This is a genomic window from Schlesneria sphaerica, from assembly GCF_044336245.1.
Taxonomy (GTDB): Bacteria; Planctomycetota; Planctomycetia; order Planctomycetales; family Planctomycetaceae; genus Schlesneria; species Schlesneria sphaerica.
On record NZ_CP172346.1, the window covers coordinates 1,560,695 to 1,581,369 of the forward strand.

Genomic DNA, 20,675 nt, shown 5'->3' on the forward strand with positions numbered 1-20,675 from the left:
ATTACGCTGCCCCCACGCTTTCGAGCAGCATCCCTACGGTCAGGAACCATCCGTCAATCATCACGAACAACAACAGTTTGAAGGGTAACGACACCATCGAAGGAGGCATCATGGTGAGTCCCAGGCTTGTCAGCACCATTGCGACCACCAGATCGATGACGAGAAACGGCAAGAACAACTGAAACCCAATCAGAAATCCCACCTTTAATTCACTCAAGAGATACGCGGGTGCCAGCACCGAAAAGGGAACGTCATCGTAGCTTTGGGGTTCTTCCCATGACTGACCGTCATCCGTAGCGGACCGCTGGTAATCCAGTAGCATCCAGACCGAGTCCCCATTGTTCGCCCTTTCGATCTGCTGGCTCATGAAGGCCCGCACAGGAGCGATTGTGCGTGTCAGCGCCGTCGTTTCATCGATCGAAGTCTCGCCATTCGCCGGGTTGGTATACGGTCGAATCCCTTCCTCGTAACACTTCTGCCAGACCGGGGACATCACGAGAAATGTTAGGAACAGGCAGATCGCAGCGAGAACCTGGTTGGGGGGCCCCTGCTGTGTCCCCAATGCTTGCCGCAAGAGTCCGAGCGACACGGTAAATCGGACGTAGCAGGTTGTCATCATGAGGATCGAAGGGGCAAGACTGAAGACCGTCATCAGCGCGAGCATCTTAAGCGACAGCCCCATCTGCTGAGGGGAGACCCACTGCTGCGGGTCGAGTTGAAAGGGAGTCACATTCTCGCTTTTCACGACCTCCACGGGACGGTCGACATCTTTGACCGCCAGCCGTGCGGGTGCTTGCGCTTGAGCGCGTCTGTTCGGTCCCGAGGGGCGAGGTGACTGCGCTTCCGCGCGAGAACACACGAATAACCCCAGCGCCGCGACCAGCAGCATTGCCCGTTTCGCGATGGTGCTCGGACGGGCAGAAAATCCCTTCAAAGAAGCCTTCGCTGAGTCGAAAGAAGTGTCTTCGGACGGTTTTCCCAGGCAGCTTTCTGTTAATTTCCGGACCTCATCCGGGTCGTTGATTTCGGAAAGGGTACGAGCGCCCTCCGGTCCCACTCCGAGCAGCAGAATGCGTGATCCGCAGCGCACCATGTGTACGGCGACGCGAGGTTCCAGCATTCGGCGACCCAACACCTCAAATGCCTCAACGGGCAGCGACTGTGTCGTGCGCAGCCCGTAACGCTTCAGCCCTCGCCCGATGACAACAATCGCACCAACCACCAGCGTCAGTGAAACCAGGGTACTCCACAGGTGGTTCGCTGACGGGGCGGTTTTGCCTCGCAGCGTTTCTGCCGGTTCGTTGGCCACTCGCCGCGGTGGCAAGGGAACACTCCGTTTCCCGCTCGCTTGGGATGCGGGAGCTGACTCGTCCCCCAAAGCCGCTGACACCAGGACCAGACAGGACAGAGCGCAGACCAGCCAGGAACGTGGCATCCCCTCCCGTCGCCGCAACAGCGGTTTCCGAAGCGTTTCAGAATCCCACATCATCCGCCCCTGTCATTGAAGGGGTCGAAGTTGTCAGAAGCAGGAACAGCAGCGACAGACCGAACGGGTCACGATGCCGCACGACAAATCCTGAATTCCACTTCCCCGACTCAAAGTCGCATTCTGGTTCCGGCAAAATCCGCCGAAACTGATCGCGTGGAATAACCGGGATTGGAAAATCGGACAAGATCAGGATTCAGCAAACGTCATCCCTCCAGTCCGACGTAACTCGGACAAAACACAGTTGATCAGGTTCTTTGAATCCCCCCTTTCTCCGTTGTACCCCAAATTTCTCCTGGCCCTTAAGCGAAGTCATGCGGTTCGCAAAAATGACGCAGCAACCCGCAATCTCGACAGGGTGTCCCCCTTGCCTCAAGCAGGTCCCTGACGGATTCTTATTCGAGTGCGAGCAGCAATTCGCTTCGACTGAGATTCTCGGTATAAGAAAGTGACATGACGTGGCGCGTTGGCTGAGCCGAGGATGGGAAGCGTTGTCGGAAACCTCATTCCAGTGATGAAGTCTTATGGCGGACCAGCAGTTTTTCAAACGCTACCGGATGGAAATCAACTTCGAGCAGACTCCGCTTCCTCCTGCGAAGTTACCGGTCGGGTATCACTGGCGAGAATGGCGACAAACGGATGTCGAGCGACACGCTCTCACCAAGTTTCGCAGCTTTCGCGATGAAGTGGATTCTGAGGTCTTTGCCTGTCTGGGTGAATATTATGGCTGCCTCAGACTGATGTCGGACATTGCCAGCCAGGAAACATTCCTTTCGCGGGCCACCTGGCTCGTAGAGTGGTCAGACGGCGACCATCTTCCCCAGGACTGTGGAACAATTCAGGGGATCGGACTGACCGACCACTCCGGATCCATCCAGAACATTGGTGTGGTCCCCGAACATCGGGGCTTTGGCCTCGGACGTGCCCTCGTCCTGAAATCTCTCAGTGGCTTTGCCGAAGCGGGTATGAAACGCGTCGTACTGGAAGTGACGGCCAATAACGTCGTTGCCGTAGGACTTTACCAAAGCCTTGGATTTCGGGTTCTTCGCACCATGTACCGCGTGGTTCCGATTGAAGCGTCGATTCACTGATCGAAAACTCAACGGCTTCGGTAAAACGAAACACCGCAGTGACACGCATCGGCAAAGTTTGTTATGATGCCACAACCTGTTGGTGTGCACTGGCTCATTAACACGGGGTCCGTCACGGTCATCCTGAGCCGTTGATGATGCTTACAGAGCCGGATGTGCAAACGGAAACGGCAGACCGACAGGGCGCCAATGGTCTGCGACGTAGAACTGCGATGAACAACTCACCGTCCGTCAGCCATCTCGCTGTCTGGCGGGGAGTCCATTTGTGAGAGATTCTCGGCATGATACCCAGTCACGTTACTCCCCTGGATCGAGGTCGACGGTCACTTCTTCAGGCTGGCTCGATCGGATTACTCGGCCTTGGAATGAACCACGTTTCGGCACTGCGTGGTGGCGAGATCGTGTCCCGAGACCTCACCACGATGCCGCTACCGGGTGGAAAGGCCAAGTCTGTCATTTTCGTATTTCTGTCGGGAGGGTTGTCACAGCACGACAGCTTTGATCCCAAGCCAGCCGCCCCCGCCGACATTCGCGGTGAATTCTCGCCCATTCACTGCCGTACACCGGGCATTCAGATTTGCGAACATTTGCCGATGCTCGCCGGATGCAGTCATCTCTGGAGTCAAATCCGATCGCTAACCACGCCCCATAACGAACACTCGCAAGGGCACACGTCCATCCTCACGGGACGAACACCCATGCCACTGGGGTACGATCCATCGAAGCCCCAGTCATCCGACTGGCCTTCGATCGCTTCCGTGGTCGGAGCGGCCACGCAGAGCCGAAACAACAATCTACCGCCCGCAGTGGTCTTACCCGAACGGCTGATTCATAACTCAGGACGTGCCCTGCCCGGCCAGTATGGCGGACAGATGGGAAGCCGCCGTGATCCCTGGTTCATAGAAGCCTCACCCTACAACCCGAAGTCGTATGGAGCCTATCCCGAATACGAATTCCATTTTGTCAGGGGGCGTGAATCGAATCCGAAGCTCACTTTTCAGTCACCGAACCTGAACCTGCCGGAAGGTCTCAACCGGGGCCGTTTGTCTGACCGGAACCACCTGCTGGGAATCCTCGATCGCCAGCGCAGCGACCTCGAACGGGCAGCGGCAACTGAATCATTCGACCGGCATCGTGAAGCGGCCATTTCGCTGCTCACCGATGCCAGCGTGCAGCGTGCGTTCGACGTGCATCGCGCCGACCCTCAGGTGCTCGATCGTTATGGACGCAACTCGTTTGGATGGTCGCTGCTGATGGCTCGGCAACTGGTTCAGTCGGGCGTTAATCTCGTTCAGGTCAATCTCGGTAACAATGAGTCGTGGGACACCCATGACAACAACTTTGTGCTGTTGAAGGATTGCCTTCTTCCGCCTACTGATAAAGCGGTTTCAGCGCTGCTCGAGGACCTGCACTCGTTAGGGATGCTTGATGAGACACTGGTTGTGATGCTCGGGGAAATGGGCCGCACTCCCAAAGTTCAATCGCAAAATCGCAGTCCGGGTGCGAAAGCAGGTCGAGACCACTGGGGAGCGGTCCAGACCGTCTTCGTTGCGGGCGGAGGTATCACAGGGGGTCAGATCGTCGGAGCATCCGACAAGAACGGAGCCTACCCCGTCAGTGAACCCCGGACGCCTGAGAATCTGGCCGCGACGATTTACCATGCACTGGGAATCCCCGACACAGCCGTCTGGAAAGACGACCTGGATCGGCCGCATAACATTTACTACGGCGATCCAATTCGATTTTCCGCCTGATCCGACTTCGGCCGTGGCTCCTTCTCAGTTCTTCTGCAGGTTCAGTTCCTGCCGCAGATACGCGGGTCGGTCCGTCGTGATCGAGTCGACCCCCAGTTTCTGGAAGTGAAGTGCATCCGCAGGCGCGTTCACGGTCCAGACATGAAAGCTTAGCTTGCGATCACGAAGCTGCTTGACGAAGTCGTCATTCAGCCGATCCCTATTCGCCTGCAGATCGATTCCCTGCGTCTGAATTTCGGCTGCGGTCTGCAGGATGGATTCGAGAGACGGCTCCGAAACCTTCGTCTCCTTGTTCTGACGGAAGCCGACGAGCCAGTAGGCCTGGATTTCCGGAATCTGCCGACGGGTCTCTGCGATGACCTGTTGATTGAAGCTGATGACCACTGTCTGCTCGGGGCTCAGTCCAGACTGCTTCAAGACGGGTAACAGAAAGGGAACAATCTCAGGACCGCATTTGACTTCGATATAAATTTGCTTACCAGGAGGAATCGTGGCGAGGACTTCTGACAATGTCGGAATCTTCTCACCGGTAAAACGGGGATCCTTCCACCGTCCCACATCCAGCTTGCGCAGCACATCGAACGTCGACATGGAAACGATGTAGTCCTCGCCGCTGGTGCGCTTGGTCTTGTCATCATGGATGCAGACGATCTGCTGATCCTGCGTCAGATAGAAATCCCCCTCGATCGCATCGGCACCTTGTTCCCAGGCCAGCTGAAACGCAGCCAACGTATTCTCTGGAGCATCATGTGATGCCCCGCGATGGGCGACGATCCGTTGAGCTTCAACCGAAGATGCGGTCATGACGATCAGTCCACACACAATTAGCTTCAAGTCCATTCGAGTTCTCGCTGTTAGATCTTCGTGGTTGCTATCCCATTCGCTGATGCTGTGCTGAAGTGGCTGTTTTATCAGCTATGACCGGGAGCGTCATCTGACCGCGTTCCTCGGGGGTCCTCAGAGAACCCCCTGTCTGATTCAGGATCGCGCGAAGTCGCTGCGCGAAATTCGGTACAGGACATGACGCGACAGCGGATGGTCAGGTGCCAGGATCGGATGAGCGAAGTCGTGCTCCTGCAAATGGGTCATCCCAATCTTTTCCATCACTCGACGCGAGCGCAGATTGTGCGGGACGGTGAAAGAGTAAATTTCATTCAGTCCCGCAGCGTGAAACGCAAATTCCAGTGAGGCTTTGGCCGCCTCCGGGGCGTAACCATTCCCCCAGTAACGGGAGTCGATTCGCCAGCCGACTTCCACGCAAGGAGTAAACCAGGCCTGCCATGTCGGATATTTGAGTCCCACATACCCGATGAACTCGGCAGTCCCGGGAACTTCGACGGCCCACAGTCCGAATCCGTGCTCATCGAAATGCTCACAGATCCGCCGCATGGACTCGTCACTTTCCTCTCGTGTCAACAGACTCGGGAAACACTCCATCACCTTCGGATCGGCATTCATCTGGGCGAAAAGTGGTCCATCCGATTCACGCCACCGACGCAGCAGCAGGCGGTCCGTTTTGATTTCCTGAGGCAGATCTTCCGTCACTCGCTATTTCCCAATACAGAACTTGCTAAAGACACGGTCGAGAATGTCGTCCGTATAAACCACTCCCAGAATGACCCCTAGATCATCCAGCGCCTGTCGCAAGTCGACGGCGATCAGTTCGTCGCCCGCGGTTTCCTGCTGGGCGGCATCGCTGGCGTGGCGAAGTGACGCCGAGAGTGACTCGAGCGTGTCTCGACATCGAGCAGCCGTCATTCCCAGCCACTGGCTGTTTCGGCTGTGACTCTGCGACAGTCGCTGCTTCAGTTGCTCTTCAAACTCGGCCAATCCCTGACCGGTAACGGCACTGACGGGCAGCAGCCTGTAGTAATCAGCAGCGCCACGACTTGAGGTAATGAACTCAGGACCCAGATCGATTTTTGTCAGTAAGCGAACCGACGCGGACGCACCACTGCTGGCTTGTTCAAACAGGAAGTCATCGAGTGCGGCATCAGCAGGAGTTACCCCGGCCGCCGTGCACCAGACAAGCAGGTCAGCTCTGCGAAGCTGCTCGTTCCGCTGCTGCTGGGCCGCGGCGGAGATCCCCGTTGTCTGCTCTTCCCATCCCGCTGTGTCCACCAGATCGAACATCAGCCCGTTCCAGTTGATCGTCCGCGTCAGGAAATCGCGAGTCGTCCCAGTCTCAGGCGAGACCAGCGCAAGATTGAGACCTGCAAGGCGATTGAAGATCGTACTTTTGCCTGCGTTCGGCAGACCGGCCAGCACGACTTGCTTCCGAACACGCGACTGCATTCGGTCGGACGTCTGCTGCAGCAGCGCATCGACAACTGCACGGGCTCCAAGCAACCGGCGAGCGACCTCCTCGCGGCTGACAAACTCGATATCCTCTTCGATGAAGTCGAGTCCCGCCTCCAGATCGGCAAGTAATTCCAGCAGTTGACCACGTAGCTCGGCCAGTTGACCGGAGACACCTCCGGCAAGCTGCGACAGCGCCGTTTGCAGCTCAACCTGATCCTGAGCGTCAATCACTCCCAGTACGGCCTCTGCCTGGATGAGATCCAGTTTCCCGGCCAGGAACGCACGTAAAGTAAATTCCCCTGGTCGGGCCGGCCGGACACCCCGCCGGTAGATTTCACTCAGGACCGCTTCGATCAGGCAAGGCGAGCCGGGGAGGTGAAGTTCGATCAGTGGTTGTCCGGTGTAGCTCCGCCGATTCGGCCAGTACAGGGCCTGGACGGGGACCGCAACTTCACGCGTGTCGCCACGAAACCGGATCGTTCCCGGATGCATCGCAGCAGTTCGAGCAGCGTTCCAGGCGTCCGCGGCGACCGGTTCAAAGAGTCCGTCGACGAAGCTCGCGACCTCGCGGCCGGAAATACGAATGATCCCGCGAGCGGCCCCCCCTGGTGGAGAAGCGATGGCAGCGATCGGGGTGTCGACCGAGAAGTCGACCACGTGGCCTGCCGAACGCTCAGCAGGCAAAGCCGCGTCCACCCCGGTTGGCGGATTGACCAGAAGATCAATCGTCATGTCCCTCTCCCGAATCGTCCTGTTCTGACCTGCCGAACGACCCGCGAGCAGACCTGTGCACTTCACGTCATCGGAACCGGACAATGTCGCGGCTCAGTCTGCATTGGCAAACTGCCGCCACCGGCCGGTCCGTCAGACAGTGGGATTACTTCTTCTTTTTCTTCTTGTCGTCACGCCGTACGCCATTGCCGAGCTGCCGCGTGGCCGAGTGCTGGTTGTCTGCCGACTGCTGCAACCGTTCCCAGAAGCTCCCCAGAGCTGTTGGCTTGGCGGGTTCGCTGTCGTTTTTTGTCGCTGCTGGTTTACCGATGACACCCGCTTTTGCGGTCGAAGCGGACGATCCGTCAGTGAGTGCGACGGCGGAAGTCTCTGCCGACGCCGATTTTCGTTTCAATCGTTCGAAGACCCAGCGTTCTGTCATTGACCAGATATTGGTCGCGATAAAGTACAGACAGAGTCCCGAGGGAACACGGAAGAACATGGCTCCCATGAAGATCATCATGAAACTCATCATCTTCTGCTGTTGAGCCTGTTCCTCATTGGTCGGCTCTGGCATCGTCAGCTTTTGATGAATGAACATCAGCCCCGTCGAAATACAGGGCAGCAGGTTGAAATGGGTCCAGCCGAGCCAGGGGACGACGAACGGCAGCTTGAACAGCGCATCGGGCGAAGCCAGGTTCTCGAACCACAGGAATGGTTCCATGCGAAGCTCAATCGAACTGCCAATCGCCCGGTAGAGCGCGATGAAGATCGGAAGTTGCAGCAAAACGGGCAAGCAGCCGCTGAACATCAGGCCGAGCTGTTCTTTGCTCAATTCCTGAGCGGCCCGCATGTACTCGTCAGTCCCCTTGCCGTACTTCTGCTCCAGCTCCTTCTGCTTTTCCATCAGCTTTGGCTGCAGCTCTTTCATCTTGGCCGCGTTTGCCGCCTGATGTTTCGAGATCGGCAGCAGAGCTGTTCGGACCAGCGCCGTGAGGCAAATGATCGCAATCCCGTAACTCAGTCCCAGACTGTGGAACATGTTCAACAGCCAGACCATGCCACGGCAGATCGTATCGAACCATCCGTAGTCCATCACTGCGAGAGCGGGAATCTGGGCGACCAGTTCCTTCTTCTTCGGCCCGGCGAACATGCTGTATTCGTGGGTGAATTCGTCTTTCGCCGGCACATTGATCGTCGGAGACGACAGCGCAACGGAGACATCGCTGTGTTCGATTTTGGCAGGATTTTCATTGGTCACGACCGCGCGGGTCGACTCGACCTGATCCTGACCTGGAATCACGAGGGCTGCAAAGTAGAGAACATCGACGCCGATGTACTTGACCTTACGCTTCCAGACTTCGGTCTTGTCAGCCCGTGCTTTCTTTACTGCTTCCGAGGCTGAAAGCTTATTCTCGTCGAGGGTAACGCCGTCGTCCCGCAAAAAGCCCATTCGGACATCGCGGTATTTGTACGAGTTATCGGCATCTTCCAGCGGGACTCCCACCGGCCCCTGCAACGTATAGTTGAAGGGAAGTTCCTGATCAGTCAGGTTCTTGACGGTGACCTTCAGCTTCAGTTCATACCCTTCGAGCAGTGTCTGACGAATATCTCGCTGCTTCAGTTCTTCGTGAGTCAACTGCTTCAGTTCGAAGCGTTTCAACAATTCCCATCGTCCATCAGGTGACGTGTACCGGAACGTTGCCGTACGGTCTTTTTCCTGAGGATCTGCGGGTTGGACGATTTCCCAGGGGATTTCATCGAGCGATGTCGGGGCCAGCGCATGATCGATCTGAGGTGACCGAAGACCGAACGTCCGATGGTAAGTTTTCCGACTGGATCGCAATTCTGCATCGTCGCTGCCGACGACACGGACGCGGTCACCGCGGCGCCCGAATGCTGGGAAACGCTCCTTATCCGTCAGCTCGATATATTCCACGGATGCGCCGCGACTATCGAGATTGGCCGCCAGGAAGAATTCATCGATCTGTGCGTTGAGCTTGCTGTCGGGGTTTTTGTCAGGATCGGGAGGGCCGACATACAGATTCACGGCGGGATGCGCAGGAAGCTGAGCTTCTGGGGCAGCCGCGGGTTTAACCTGTGGTTCAGCGACTTCGACATTGGCGGGTTTCAGCCCGTCGGCAACAGCATCGCCACGACTTGCATCCGAGCTGTCTGCGGGTGTGTCGTCGAGATTAACAACCTGTTTGGGGGGTTTGGCGAACTCGGGGAAGAGGACGGGGACGGCGAAATTGATCCACGCCATCCAGATCGCCATCGACATCACAAAAAACAAAAAAAACCGCCGCTGTTCCATTCCGGATACCAATTTCCCAAGAAGTCTAGCCTGACAGCGCAAGGCCATTCAGGCGGGGTTTCAAACATTCAAGAAGGACCTGGGGAAATTTTCACATGACCAGATCGATCAAACTTGAACGCAAGAATTCACGTCGCGGTTCACACTCTAACTTTCAGCGTCCGTCAGCAAGACGCTCTCCCAGAAAATTGTCGAGATCAGGAATGTCAAAGATCTTCTTCGCCGTCTTGTTGAAGTCGTATTCGACTCGCTTGAAGAAGACCTTGTTTCCATCCAGAACGACGTAGGACGACCGATTGTCGCCGTTTCTCGGCTGGCCGACCGAACCGACGTTAACCAGCGTTTTTTTCTCGCCCAACTCGTACTGGAAATCGATCTCTTCGGGGGCGAGAAAATTCAGGTCTTCGGTGAATACGCCCGGGATGTGCGTATGGCCCTGAAAACAATGACGCTCGACCAGCGAGAAAATGCGATCCATTTTCCGCTGGTTGTAAATGTCTTCTGGAAAGACATATTCGTTGAGAGGATTTCGAGCAGACCCGTGGACAAATAACAGGTTCGGTTCACGGATCACCCGCGGAAGCTCGCCGAGAAAATCCCATCGCTTGTCGGCCTGTGGACCAGAACCATTTTCCAGCGTCTTTCGCGTCCAGAAAACGGCCCGTTCCGCACTGGCGTTAAATCCTTCCGGATCAAACAGCGCTGCCTGATCATGATTTCCCAACAGACACTGCTTCGCAGAAGCCATGATCCGATCAATGCATTCGCACGGATTCGGTCCATAGCCAATGATATCCCCCAAGCAATAAATATCGGAGATATTTTGCTGGCGAATGTCGGCCAGTACGGCCTCAAGCGCTTCGAGATTCGCGTGGATATCGCTGATGATGGCGCGCAACACAATTTCCTTGCCGGACGGCTCGGGGCAAAAACGTCTCCCTCTCAATTTCTGATTGGTGATCATAAAACTGAGGGACGTTCGCGGCAAGCATTGAGGCCAACAAACAATCAGCTCAGCCACCACCAGGCGAGCCAGCAGAGTAGCGGAAACAGGAAGAATACGATCAGCAACCCGATGACATTGGACCGCGTACTATCGGGCCAGCGTGCCATGAATCCCCTTTTCTGCGACTGAATTCTGATATCCGATCCCACCTGAGATCGGCTCATGCGACGATTTCAAAGAATCAGAACCGCACCCCGAATCGCAGCATCAGACCATTGTTCACATTAAAATCGGGCGTCGAATTCAGAAAAGTATTTTGTCGACCGAAGACGAGCCCCACCTCAAAATACTTGTCATACCACTGATGGTCGCTGCGAAGCCCCATCCCGACTCTCCAGTCGGCGAGCTGAATCTGATCGCGGTTTCCGTTCTGCTGAATCTGGTACGATTCGACATGGTACTCTCCCTGAGCATAGAGCCAGTGAGATCCATTGCCGAAATTCCCCAGAAAATAGCTGATGCGGGATTTCGGAAATAACATCCGCAACTCCAGGCGTTCGTTCGGGTTCCAGACGGCCCCGGCGTAGGGGATGATAATATTGTCCACGCGGTCCCAGTACTGAACCCCCAACACCCACATCCATTGGGGCGAAGTTCGATAGAGCAGCGCACCATACGCATCCAGATTGAATGCCTCACGCCCTAATGAACCGTCAAAGTCGGTGTTAATCGACGGATTGAAATCAAGCTGTGCCGTCCATCCGCCGACTGTCGGCGAATTCAACAGGAAATCCCATCCGAACCGGTACACCGAACCGGGAAGATCCGGATAGTTAGGTCCGTCCCACAACCGGACCCCTGCCTGAGCCGTGTTCGTAAAAATCCATTCGGGGGTCAGCATCGCAGTGTACTTCAACGCAGCATCATAAGCCTGTACCGAGAAATAACCATCTGCCGGCCCTGATGTCCCCGCAGGAGCGAGATAGTAGCCGTCAAACATAGGGGTGAAGCCAAATCGCTCGGGCTGAGGACCGTTCACCCCGGAAAGGACCGGCTGCCCCGGGTCATTCACATAGGGCAGGACCGGATCCGGCCCCGCCTGCAGTGCAAACGGGTCGTAGGGCTGGTACGGAGCAGCCAGAGGTGGCGTTGACGGAGGCGAATCATACGTCCCGCCATACGACTGACCTCTGACGACCGGACGTTTTTGAGAGGGTTCACGCAGCCAGCCCGGGTGCTGAATGGGCGCAGTAACGGCGGGGTCTTCTTCGCGGAAAACCACGGCCAAGCCACGATCCCGCTCTGAAACACCGGTTGCCTGTGCGGGCAAACCGCTGATCAGCATCGCAAACAGGCTCAGAAGAACGTTGCTCACCACACCGGCCTCATAAATGAACGTGGTACGGGGCGCACCGGCGACCCATCTGGTCCGGCAGGTTTTTCCAGAAAACACTTTCCTCGTCAACATCAACTCCGGCAGAAAGTGCCACTGTGCCACCGGGATCCGGGCCTCGACTTGCCGAGGCCTCTTTGCAGCATGGACTTCTCCGCATTTCATTTGGCCGCCGTCGCAAGCAGAGAACTTCGGCATGACAGGAAAATCCGGATTGTGCTCTTTTGGCTTCCCGCAGAACATGAGACACACCACCGCCTGGACGTGCGGCATCGACTGGGCTCACAAAGGAGTAGAAAGAGTGATTCGCCACCCAAGTTCCCCCTGGGGATCCGTGGTCCTGCTGCTCATCATCCTGGCTCGTGCAGTTTTTCTGACTGCCACGTCAGCGGCGGAGGAGGTCACTGCGGGCTCATCGGGCCTGTCGAAGATCAATATCGAAGACCTGCGCAAGCATGTCGTCACCTTGGCGGGCGACGCGCTCGAAGGCCGTGAAGCAGGTTCACGCGGAGGTAAAGCGACGGTCGCCTACCTGCGAACGGCTCTCAAGACGATTCGGGCCCGTACCGCAGTACCACCCGAACGTGTCCAGGAATTTGGCGGGGACTACCAGAATCTACTCGTTCTGCTGCCGGGGTCAGATGAAAAATTAAAGCATCAGGTCGTCGTGGTGGGTGCTCATCATGATCACGTCGGATACGGAAAGGCCTCCAACAGCCAAGGACCGCTTGGCTATGTGCATAACGGTGCAGACGATAACGCCAGCGGCACCGCGGCGGTACTTGAGCTGATCGAAGCGTTCTCGTCCCTGGAACCGCGTCCCGCGTGCAGCATTCTGTTCGCGTTCTGGGATGCCGAAGAAGTCGGCCTGCTCGGATCTAAACATTGGGTCGCCAACCCCACAATCCCACTTCAACAACTTCGGTTCGTTCTCAATCTCGACATGCTGGGGCGACTGAGGAATGGCAAGGTCATCACCGTCGGATGGCGTTCCGCTGCAGGTCTCAGACCGTTCCTGGCCGCTCATAACACCAACAACTTCCTGTTACTGGCCTACCAGCCGAAAGTCATCGCGGATAGTGACCACCATCCTTTCTATTCCGCCGGTATCCCCGCAATCCACCTGGATACGGATAAACACGATGACTATCACCGCCCGACAGACGATCCCGATCGCATCAACTGGGACGGCCTTCAAGTCATGACAGAGTATGCCTACCGGCTCATCTTCGATGCGGCGAACCGGCCCGAGTTCCCTCGCTTCCGTCGTGACGCTCTCACCGAACCACCGCCCGACTGGATGGTGCAACGTGAACTGACACCTCCGCCGGTGCGATTGGGAGTCACCTGGGACGAACGTCGTATCAAGCAAAACCTGATGACCATCGCGCAGGTCAACGCGGGCTCCCCCGCGGCGAATGCCGGCCTGCTTCCCGGAGACCGCCTTGTGCAATTCGGGGTCTGGCAGCAAAACAACAGCTTCGACACCTTAAAATCCACGATCCTGGCGGCGAAGAACCCTGTCGCAATCCGCATCGAACGCCCCGGAGTCGGGTCCCCCCTCGAATTGACAGCAAACCTGGCCGGCTCACCGATTCGACTCGGCGCGGGCTGGCGCGATGATCCTGCCCTCCCTGACTCCGTCGTAATCGCCCAGGTCATCGCCGACTCGCCCGCCGCCCGAGCCGGCATCTCGGTCGGTGATGTGATCCTCAGTTTTGGCGGTCGTCCCTTGAACTCGTCCGAAGAAATGAAGCAACGGGTCACGACCGAACCCGGCCCGTTTCAATTCCGTATCGAGCGCGACGGACGAATTCAAGATCTCAGCGTTGACGTGACGGACGAACGGCAGCCTCCTGCTGCCGCTGTGGCCAATCCATAGCTCCTGGACGCATCCCTGCCGTCCGTTCGTGACAGGAAACCAGGATCAAACGGTTCCTTCGTGTTCGGTATTCATCAAAACTTCACGCGTGGTATCGTGAAAATGACTATAACGGAGGTCGCCGAACGTCGGCAGACTGCCCGAGGGCCCTGTTAAGAACGAGGTTTTGAATCAATGAGATGTATCGTCTGCAGCCTGGCAATAAGTGGATGGCTGCTGAGCTCGATGGGCTGCGGAACATCGGCCATTGCCGTAGACAGTGTGGGCGAGCCGGATGCCTCAACCCCGATCAAAGTCGCTGACGCAGAGGCTTACAAGCCCACGCCGCTTCCAGATCGCGTGATCCTTTCCTGGACGGGCGACCCCTCGCGGACGCAAGCCGTGACATGGCGAACAGACACCACCGTAAAACAGGGGCTGGCGGAAATCGCGGTCGCGGGTGACAACGGAGTCTTTTCTCGCAGTGCGCGGCAATTGACTGCGAAGACAACCCCTCTGCAATCCAATCTCTCAAATGCGCACTACCACACAGTGGAGTTCAACGCACTGACGCCCAAGACAAAATACGCCTACCGGGTGGGCGATGGGCTGAACTGGACTGAGTGGTACCATTTCGAAACGGCCAGTGACCAGGCCGAGCCATTCACCTTCATCTACTTCGGCGACGCTCAGACGGAGGTCAAGTCGCTCTGGTCGCGCGTCATTCGCGAAGCATTTACAGACGCTCCCAAAGCCCGTTTTCTGCTGCACGCCGGTGACTTGATCAACCGCGCCAACAGCGATGCCGAATGGGGCGAATGGCATTGGGCCGGGGGCTGGATGAACGCCATGATCCCCAATGTAACGACCCCGGGTAACCATGAATACGAACGGGTGGGCCCCGAAAAGATCCCTCATCTGTCAAACCACTGGAAGCCCCAGTTTGCACTGCCAGAGAACGGCCCTGCGAACCTGATCGAGACTGTGTACTACGTCGACTTCCAGGGGACACGGATTATCTCTCTCAACTCGAACGAAAAGATTGCAGCGCAAAATCCGTGGCTGGAAAGTGTGCTGGCGTCACGAGATTCCTCCATCCGTTGGACGATCGTGACCATGCATCATCCGATCTACTCCAGCGCCAAGAACCGCGACAATCTGGAAATCCGCGACAACTGGCAACCCATTTTCGACAAGTACAAAGTCGACCTGGTCCTGCAAGGACACGACCATACTTACGCCCGATCAGGACTCGTAAACAGCACGACGGGCGTCACGGCTCAGGGGGAACAGGGGACGGTGTACGTCGTCTCCGTCAGCGGCCCCAAGCTGTATGACATTGGCAAGCCGATCCGCCCTGAATTCCAGCGGGTTGCCGAAGACACGCAACTCTTTCAAATCATCACCGTCGATGGAAATGAACTGCGCTATCAGGCTCGTACCGCAACGGGTCAACCGTATGACGGATTTACCCTCGTCAAAAAGCCGGGTGAGGTGAATCAGTTAATCGAACAGGTGCCTCCGACGCCCGCCCGTTTGCGGGCACCAAAGTAAATCGCGTCCCGTCTGCGGTCCGCCCGGACCGCACACCTGCCGTCGATGTTTCCGACAAACCCGAAAATCAGTGACCCGTAACGAAACCACCGGTCAGCGATCACATCGCCGACCGGTGGTTTTTCGTTTCTCGAGCAGAGACATTGCCCTGGCAAGGAGACTCTTCCCTGGTCTTCGTCTGCCCCTCAAATGGTGGGCTCGTTATGCGTTCCAGCCGGAATTGTCTCGCACCTTGATCATGGTCGCGAGGATGGTGTTCCAGGTCTTGGGGTCTTCCAGCGTGCTGTTCGGGAACATGCAACCGTCCCAGCAGATGTGCTGAATGCCGCGATCGGTTGCCCCCTTGAGCCAGTAGGCCGCCGTCTTGACAATATCCAGTTTCCCCTTCGGATCATCGGCCAGACAGTGACGTCCGGTCTTATCGTGTGTTCCGGTGCCGTGAACGGTTCCATCGTTCTGGGCCACGTGGAAATCAATCGTCCAGGGCCGCAGAGCATCCGTCATTTGGGTGTAGGCGGCGTCGAATTCCGCCTGGGAGTATCCTTCCTTAAGCAGAGCATGCTCGGGGGCGTTGTAACCCATCAGGTACAGGTACGTATGCGCCTGATCCGCCTGGAATCCGACGGTGCCTGGCATGTCGGTCTGTTCGAGCAGATCGACCATATTCTTCCAGGAGTGCATCCCGGCCCAGCAGATTTCCCCTTCAGCGGCGAGGCGTTCACCGTGCGCTGCGGCAACGACCCCGGCTTCCCGGAACGTCGAGGCGATCTTTTTCGTGTTTGCAACAGGGTCTTCGAGCCAGTGGGCCGGACCTGTCGCTGCGTCGATGCGGATGACTCCGTACTTCCGGACGCCATGCTCATTGAAGATCTGAGCAATCCGACACGCCTTCTTCACTGCCAGAACAAACTTCGCTCGCTGCTCTGGCGTACCCATGGCGCTGTCGCCGACGGTCCCGGGCCAGACGGGAGCCACCAGCGATCCAACGGCAAGCCCCTTGGCGGCGATTTTGTCAGCGATCTTTTTGACGTCGTCTTCACTCAGATCGATATTGATGTGAGGATCAAACAGGAACAGATCGACACCATCAAACTTCTGGCCGTTAACATTGGCCTGCGTCGTCAGTTCGAGCATGCGATCGAGTGCGATGAAGGGTTCAGCCCCCGGGGAACCTTTTCCGACGAGACCGGGCCACATGGCATTGTGAAGTCTTGGAAACGAGTTGCTCATGAATGTTCCTTCGAGGTCGCAGAGTCGTGTAACGTAAATCTGGAAGCACAATTACCGGCGCTGATAGTCACCCACATTGGGTGCATCAGGCTGCGCATCAGGGCCAAAATAGCGGAGTGAAACCAGCGGTTCCGATCCCGTATTTTCAATGGTCACCCCCTCTGCAGCGGCCTTGGCCGTGACAAACACCTCATCATCGGTCAACTGACCGAACCGGATCATCGCGGGTGTCTGCAACCGCAATCCGTTAATCTTTCCTTCGCCCTGAACGGTAATCCAGCCATAAGCTCCGCCGTCTTTCAGTGTCAATTTTGCGCCTGGATTCACGGTCAACTCTTTCGCAGTAAAGAGTTGCTCACCATTCACCTTGCCGTAGACGATCCAGCGATCGACGTAGCCCTCTCGCTCAGTATCGGCAACAGGGATCGGCTCAAGATAGTTGCTGTCTTTGAAATGGGGATCGACGTTCTTTTCCCAGTCAAGAGCGTCGACGATATACTCAAGGTCGTCATGCTTGGCCTTCGGAAAATCCCTCGTCAGCAGCGAACGAGGGACGGCGCGGCCTTCGACCACCGACTGGTACATTCCAAAGACGTCGCTTCCCCACTGGGGTTCGTAGGTGAGCAGGCTGCCGGGCGCATGCAGTACACGGGGTGGAATCAACCAGCCGGTACCCGGTTTCAGCCGGTAGGCCTTGGACAGATCGAGGATCCCATTGTCGCCATCATTCCAGCGGGCCAGGCAATCGATCACATCCTGCTTCGTCGTCCCCGGTTCCAACCCCATGAAGGTGTACGGGAAATTGTTCACCGTCGAATTGAGCTGAGGCGGGTAGTAATACGATTCGGGCTTCCCTTCCTGCCCCACCAGTTGCGCCCGCTCAGTATCGAGGTGCATGTGGTGCGGAATGGGACCCATGTTGTCGAAGAACTTGGAATAGACGGGCCATCGCTGGTACTTATTCCAGATGTGGTCGCCGACCACTTCCGCCCCGAGTTCGGCAATCACATCCTTCAACGTGAACTTTTGACCTGCGTGCACACAGTAAGACAGCCCTTCGTCGGGTGGTGCCCCTTCATTGGTCGTCGGCGTGGTCGAACTGAACCACCGTTCGTCGATGCCTCCCCGATGCGTCCCCAGCGCGTAGTAATCTGCCGGGTGCAATTTCAGGCGGCGTCCGGGCTGAAGAAAGACCCGGGGGACCCAGTTCGGAGCCAATCGCAAGACCCCCTTGCCCTCGGTCAAAGCAGCGGACGCCAGTTGTTTCACGTTGGCCATGGTCAAAGGACTCTGCTGAAAGCGGTCGCGTCGTAAAAATCGATAGCCGAAACACTCAGTCCGTCGGAGCGGGGAATGGAGGACGGGGAGCGAGATTTTTGAGGTTTGTCACCTGAAATGCAATCGTCACGCGCTGCCGAGGATTGCGGGCCGCCAAAATAGGCGGAATTCACCTCACGATATGATGCACGCACGATCTGGGATCACAGTAAATTTTCGCGTCTATTCTTGTTCCCGGGCTTCATTCGGCCATAATGTAACCTAACTTCAATACGAGGATCGGATGCCTCTCCCCGCAGGCAGGAAGGCCTCACAACTCTTTTCTGAAAGTGATTTCGGATGCCAAAATTCTCTTTCCTTTCCACCGCGTGCGTCGCGGCGGCATTCCTTGGCGCGGGACTTTGCAATACGGCTTCCGCCCAGTGGGGAACCGTAAAGGGCCAGGTTCTGCTCGACGGTGAACCTCCCGCCAAAACCCAGAAGGTGCTGGTCGTTAAAGGGGATGCCCAGGCGAAAGACGCTGCCGTCTGCGCGGCTCAGGATGTTCCCAATGAGTCGCTCGTCGTGAACCCGACATCCAAGGGAATCGCGAATGTGGTGGTCTACCTTCAGAAGAAGCCCGCCAAGATCGCTCCATCGGTCGCCAAAAGCGAAAAGTCACAAGTGACCTTCGATCAGGCCGGCTGCCGGTTCCTGCCACACGTTCTGCTGGTCCGAACAGACCAGACCGTCCTGGTGCTCTCCGACGACGAAGCCGCTCACAACACCCACACCTACCCGATCAAGAATCGCCAGGACAACTTTGTCGTGGCACCGAAGGATCGGACTGGGGTCTCGGTGAAGCCCCTGACGGTTGCTGAACGATTGCCCGTGAAAGTCAAATGCGACATTCACCCCTGGATGGAAGCCTACTGGGTGATCGTCGACCATCCTTATGCAGCCATCACCGATGAAAACGGCGAATTCACGATTACCGACCTGCCCGTCGGCTCGCACGAATTCATCGTCTGGCAAGAGACGGCCGGTTACCTGGAAAAGAAATACGTCGTCAACGTGAAAGAAGGGGAAAACGTCCAGAAGCCTTTGAAGGTTTCTGCAAAGATGTTTGACAAGTAATCAGACTGATCTGGTCAGGCAGCGTTGATCAGACATTTCTAAAAAAGCCCGGCAGGGATTCAATCCTCGCCGGGCTTTGTCGTCGTCTGGGGTCGCAGCAATGTCCGATTTGCTACCGCTATTGAAGTCGGGTGATGCGATATCCCGGGTGGTCGGGAGTGAACAATTCATCCAGCAGACGAACCCCTAATCCCGGCCGAGTCGGCAGCGCGATGTGTCCCTTCACAACCGTCGGCGGTTCATCGATCATCATCGGATACAGCGTCTTGATGTGAGCCCGAACGGTTTCCTGATACGTCACATTCGCACAGGACGCCGTCACATGCAGCCCTGCAAATAGTGTCAGTGGGCCGGTGCAGTCGTGCATCAAGGCGGGAATATTGAACGCCTGAGCCAGCTCGGCCGCTCTGCGTGTTTCACTGATCCCCCCGACCCAGGTGGGATCGATCATCGCGTAGTCGGCAGCACGTCTTTGCAGAATCAACCGATACTCTTCACGGCTGACCAGCATCTCACTGACGGCAATGGGAACTCCTGCACGGTCGCGGAAGTCCGCGATCGTATCGACGCAGTCTGGGCGAATGACATCTTCCAGCCAAAGTGGCTTCAGCTCACGCATTGCCTCGGCAATCCGCAGGGCGGCGGGAAGAGTGAAGAACCCATGCCCATCGAGCATGACTTCCATCTTCAGTCCGACCCGTTCACGGATGGCGCGGAATGGCTGCAGACCCTCTTCGAGATCGGTCCAGCTGACGCGATGGCCGCCCGTATTTTTGTAGATGCGGTCCAGCGACCACAGCTTCATGGCAGTGTAGCCCTCGGCCAGCAGTTCTTCAGCCAGATCGCCGGGGTGATGAACGCTGTTGTAGTTATCCTCGAGTGGACCAGGGCGGCCGAGATCACCATGACCGGGCCAGCCTGATGAGGGGGGCTCTGACGGACCTTCGGACGAGTACGGCCGGCGTCCGTACGAAGGACCACCACAACTGTTGTAAACAGGAATGGCATCACGGACAGGACCGCCTAGCAGCTTCCAGATCGGCTTTTGCGTCAGTTGGCCAAGGATATCCCAAAGCGCCAGGTCGATCGCACTGATCGCCCGCAGCTCACAGCCACGAACTCCGAACGCAGTCCCCCGTTCGTATAGAAATCGCCAGTGGCTTTCGATCGCTGTGGCATCCGCCCCCAGCAGTCGCCGTGACATCCAGTCATGCAGTGTCGCCGCAACCGCTTGAGGGACGTAATACGTTTCGCCGTGTCCGATCAGCGGTTCTCCACCGACGGTTCCCCCGTCCGTGTGCAGCCGCAACATCAGCAGTCCCCCCATGATATCGTGGGGAATCAGCGTCTCGATCGCGGTAATGCGAGGTCCCCCCCGGAAAGCATGTTCCTGAGTGGGACTGGAAGCCCGAAAAGTCTGGTCAACGTTGGATGTCAAGGGAGTATTAACCTCTGGGTGAAACGCCGGATGGGAGGTCCCGTCAAACAGGTCGGGGACAACGCAACTATGGCGAAACAGCAGAAAAATTTGAACTCAACGCAGGTCCCCTCCCATCGTGCCAGGAGTTGCCGCGCGGTGCCTCGGGAACAAGAAACCGATGCCAGGTTCTGGTGATACCAACCCGTCCCACCCGCGG

At 57.0% G+C, this 20,675-nt stretch carries 15 protein-coding genes; 5 read left to right on the top strand and 10 right to left on the bottom strand.

Annotated elements, in window-relative coordinates; genetic code table 11:
• Position 1: 1 nt before the first annotated feature.
• Complete coding sequence (gene fliP, locus ACGY09_RS05865; RefSeq protein WP_397570837.1) at positions 2-1,435, bottom strand: flagellar type III secretion system pore protein FliP; 1,434 nt, start codon at positions 1,433-1,435, stop codon at positions 2-4.
• A gap of 575 nt (positions 1,436-2,010) precedes the next feature.
• On the opposite strand from fliP, the gene ACGY09_RS05870 reads away from it, so the two are divergent.
• Together ACGY09_RS05870 and ACGY09_RS05875 are read left to right on the top strand one after the other, a co-directional pair.
• Complete coding sequence (locus ACGY09_RS05870) at positions 2,011-2,577, top strand: GNAT family N-acetyltransferase (RefSeq protein WP_397570838.1); 567 nt, start codon at positions 2,011-2,013, stop codon at positions 2,575-2,577.
• Between the two features lie 281 nt (positions 2,578-2,858).
• Positions 2,859-4,331 (top strand): DUF1501 domain-containing protein, encoded by a 1,473-nt coding sequence (locus ACGY09_RS05875; RefSeq protein WP_397570839.1) that lies wholly within the window; start codon positions 2,859-2,861, stop codon positions 4,329-4,331.
• Positions 4,332-4,355: 24 nt separating this feature from the next.
• Here ACGY09_RS05875 and ACGY09_RS05880 read toward each other — a convergent pair whose 3' ends face one another.
• The 6 genes from ACGY09_RS05880 to ACGY09_RS05905 all read right to left on the bottom strand — a co-directional run bounded on the left by ACGY09_RS05880 (position 4,356) and on the right by ACGY09_RS05905 (position 11,981).
• Complete coding sequence (locus ACGY09_RS05880; protein WP_397570840.1) at positions 4,356-5,171, bottom strand: glycerophosphodiester phosphodiesterase; 816 nt, start codon at positions 5,169-5,171, stop codon at positions 4,356-4,358.
• A 138-nt stretch (positions 5,172-5,309) separates the two neighbouring features.
• Positions 5,310-5,876 (bottom strand): GNAT family N-acetyltransferase, encoded by a 567-nt coding sequence (locus ACGY09_RS05885; RefSeq protein WP_397570841.1) that lies wholly within the window; start codon positions 5,874-5,876, stop codon positions 5,310-5,312.
• A gap of 3 nt (positions 5,877-5,879) precedes the next feature.
• Positions 5,880-7,364 (bottom strand): tRNA modification GTPase, encoded by a 1,485-nt coding sequence (locus tag ACGY09_RS05890; RefSeq protein WP_397570842.1) that lies wholly within the window; start codon positions 7,362-7,364, stop codon positions 5,880-5,882.
• A gap of 145 nt (positions 7,365-7,509) precedes the next feature.
• Positions 7,510-9,609: a membrane protein insertase YidC gene (gene yidC, locus ACGY09_RS05895; RefSeq protein ID WP_397570843.1), complete on the bottom strand. Its 2,100-nt coding sequence runs from the start codon at positions 9,607-9,609 to the stop codon at positions 7,510-7,512.
• Between the two features lie 205 nt (positions 9,610-9,814).
• Positions 9,815-10,561 (bottom strand): metallophosphoesterase family protein, encoded by a 747-nt coding sequence (locus ACGY09_RS05900; RefSeq protein WP_397570844.1) that lies wholly within the window; start codon positions 10,559-10,561, stop codon positions 9,815-9,817.
• Positions 10,562-10,847: 286 nt separating this feature from the next.
• The gene (locus tag ACGY09_RS05905) at positions 10,848-11,981 is read right to left on the bottom strand and encodes a hypothetical protein (protein WP_397570845.1); all 1,134 of its coding nucleotides are present in this window, start codon (positions 11,979-11,981) and stop codon (positions 10,848-10,850) included.
• A 319-nt stretch (positions 11,982-12,300) separates the two neighbouring features.
• Between ACGY09_RS05905 and ACGY09_RS05910 the strand changes: the two genes are divergently transcribed.
• Both ACGY09_RS05910 and ACGY09_RS05915 read left to right on the top strand, forming a co-directional pair.
• Entirely contained in the window at positions 12,301-13,881 is a 1,581-nt protein-coding gene (locus ACGY09_RS05910; protein WP_397570846.1) for a M20/M25/M40 family metallo-hydrolase, read from the top strand.
• A gap of 174 nt (positions 13,882-14,055) precedes the next feature.
• A complete protein-coding gene (locus ACGY09_RS05915; protein ID WP_397570847.1) occupies positions 14,056-15,414 on the top strand; it encodes a fibronectin type III domain-containing protein in 1,359 nt (452 codons plus the stop codon).
• A gap of 201 nt (positions 15,415-15,615) precedes the next feature.
• Here the strand turns inward: ACGY09_RS05915 and ACGY09_RS05920 are convergent, their stop codons facing one another.
• Positions 15,616-16,644 (bottom strand): sugar phosphate isomerase/epimerase family protein, encoded by a 1,029-nt coding sequence (locus ACGY09_RS05920; protein ID WP_397570848.1) that lies wholly within the window; start codon positions 16,642-16,644, stop codon positions 15,616-15,618.
• 51 nt (positions 16,645-16,695) lie between these two features.
• Entirely contained in the window at positions 16,696-17,922 is a 1,227-nt protein-coding gene (locus ACGY09_RS05925; protein ID WP_397570849.1) for a hypothetical protein, read from the bottom strand.
• Between the two features lie 339 nt (positions 17,923-18,261).
• Here ACGY09_RS05925 and ACGY09_RS05930 point away from each other — a divergent pair, with 339 nt between their 5' ends.
• On the top strand, positions 18,262-19,038 hold the full coding sequence (locus tag ACGY09_RS05930) for a hypothetical protein (RefSeq protein ID WP_373651187.1): 777 nt from the start codon (positions 18,262-18,264) through the stop codon (positions 19,036-19,038).
• A 118-nt stretch (positions 19,039-19,156) separates the two neighbouring features.
• Here the strand turns inward: ACGY09_RS05930 and ACGY09_RS05935 are convergent, their stop codons facing one another.
• A complete protein-coding gene (locus tag ACGY09_RS05935) occupies positions 19,157-20,476 on the bottom strand; it encodes a mandelate racemase/muconate lactonizing enzyme family protein (protein WP_397570850.1) in 1,320 nt (439 codons plus the stop codon).
• Positions 20,477-20,675 lie beyond the last annotated feature (199 nt).

Bases quoted from the DNA above. Each gene is read 5' to 3' on its own strand.
- ACGY09_RS05890 (WP_397570842.1), bottom strand. From the start codon at position 7,364: ATGACGATTGATCTTCTGGTCAATCCGCCAACCGGGGTGGACGCGGCT.
- ACGY09_RS05875 (WP_397570839.1), top strand. From the start codon at position 2,859: ATGATACCCAGTCACGTTACTCCCCTGGATCGAGGTCGACGGTCACTT.
- ACGY09_RS05870 (WP_397570838.1), top strand. From the start codon at position 2,011: ATGGCGGACCAGCAGTTTTTCAAACGCTACCGGATGGAAATCAACTTC.
- ACGY09_RS05930 (WP_373651187.1), top strand. From the start codon at position 18,262: ATGCCAAAATTCTCTTTCCTTTCCACCGCGTGCGTCGCGGCGGCATTC.
- ACGY09_RS05880 (WP_397570840.1), bottom strand. From the start codon at position 5,171: ATGGACTTGAAGCTAATTGTGTGTGGACTGATCGTCATGACCGCATCT.
- ACGY09_RS05915 (WP_397570847.1), top strand. From the start codon at position 14,056: ATGAGATGTATCGTCTGCAGCCTGGCAATAAGTGGATGGCTGCTGAGC.
- fliP (WP_397570837.1), bottom strand. From the start codon at position 1,435: ATGCCACGTTCCTGGCTGGTCTGCGCTCTGTCCTGTCTGGTCCTGGTG.
- ACGY09_RS05920 (WP_397570848.1), bottom strand. From the start codon at position 16,644: ATGAGCAACTCGTTTCCAAGACTTCACAATGCCATGTGGCCCGGTCTC.
- ACGY09_RS05925 (WP_397570849.1), bottom strand. From the start codon at position 17,922: ATGGCCAACGTGAAACAACTGGCGTCCGCTGCTTTGACCGAGGGCAAG.
- yidC (WP_397570843.1), bottom strand. From the start codon at position 9,609: ATGGCGTGGATCAATTTCGCCGTCCCCGTCCTCTTCCCCGAGTTCGCC.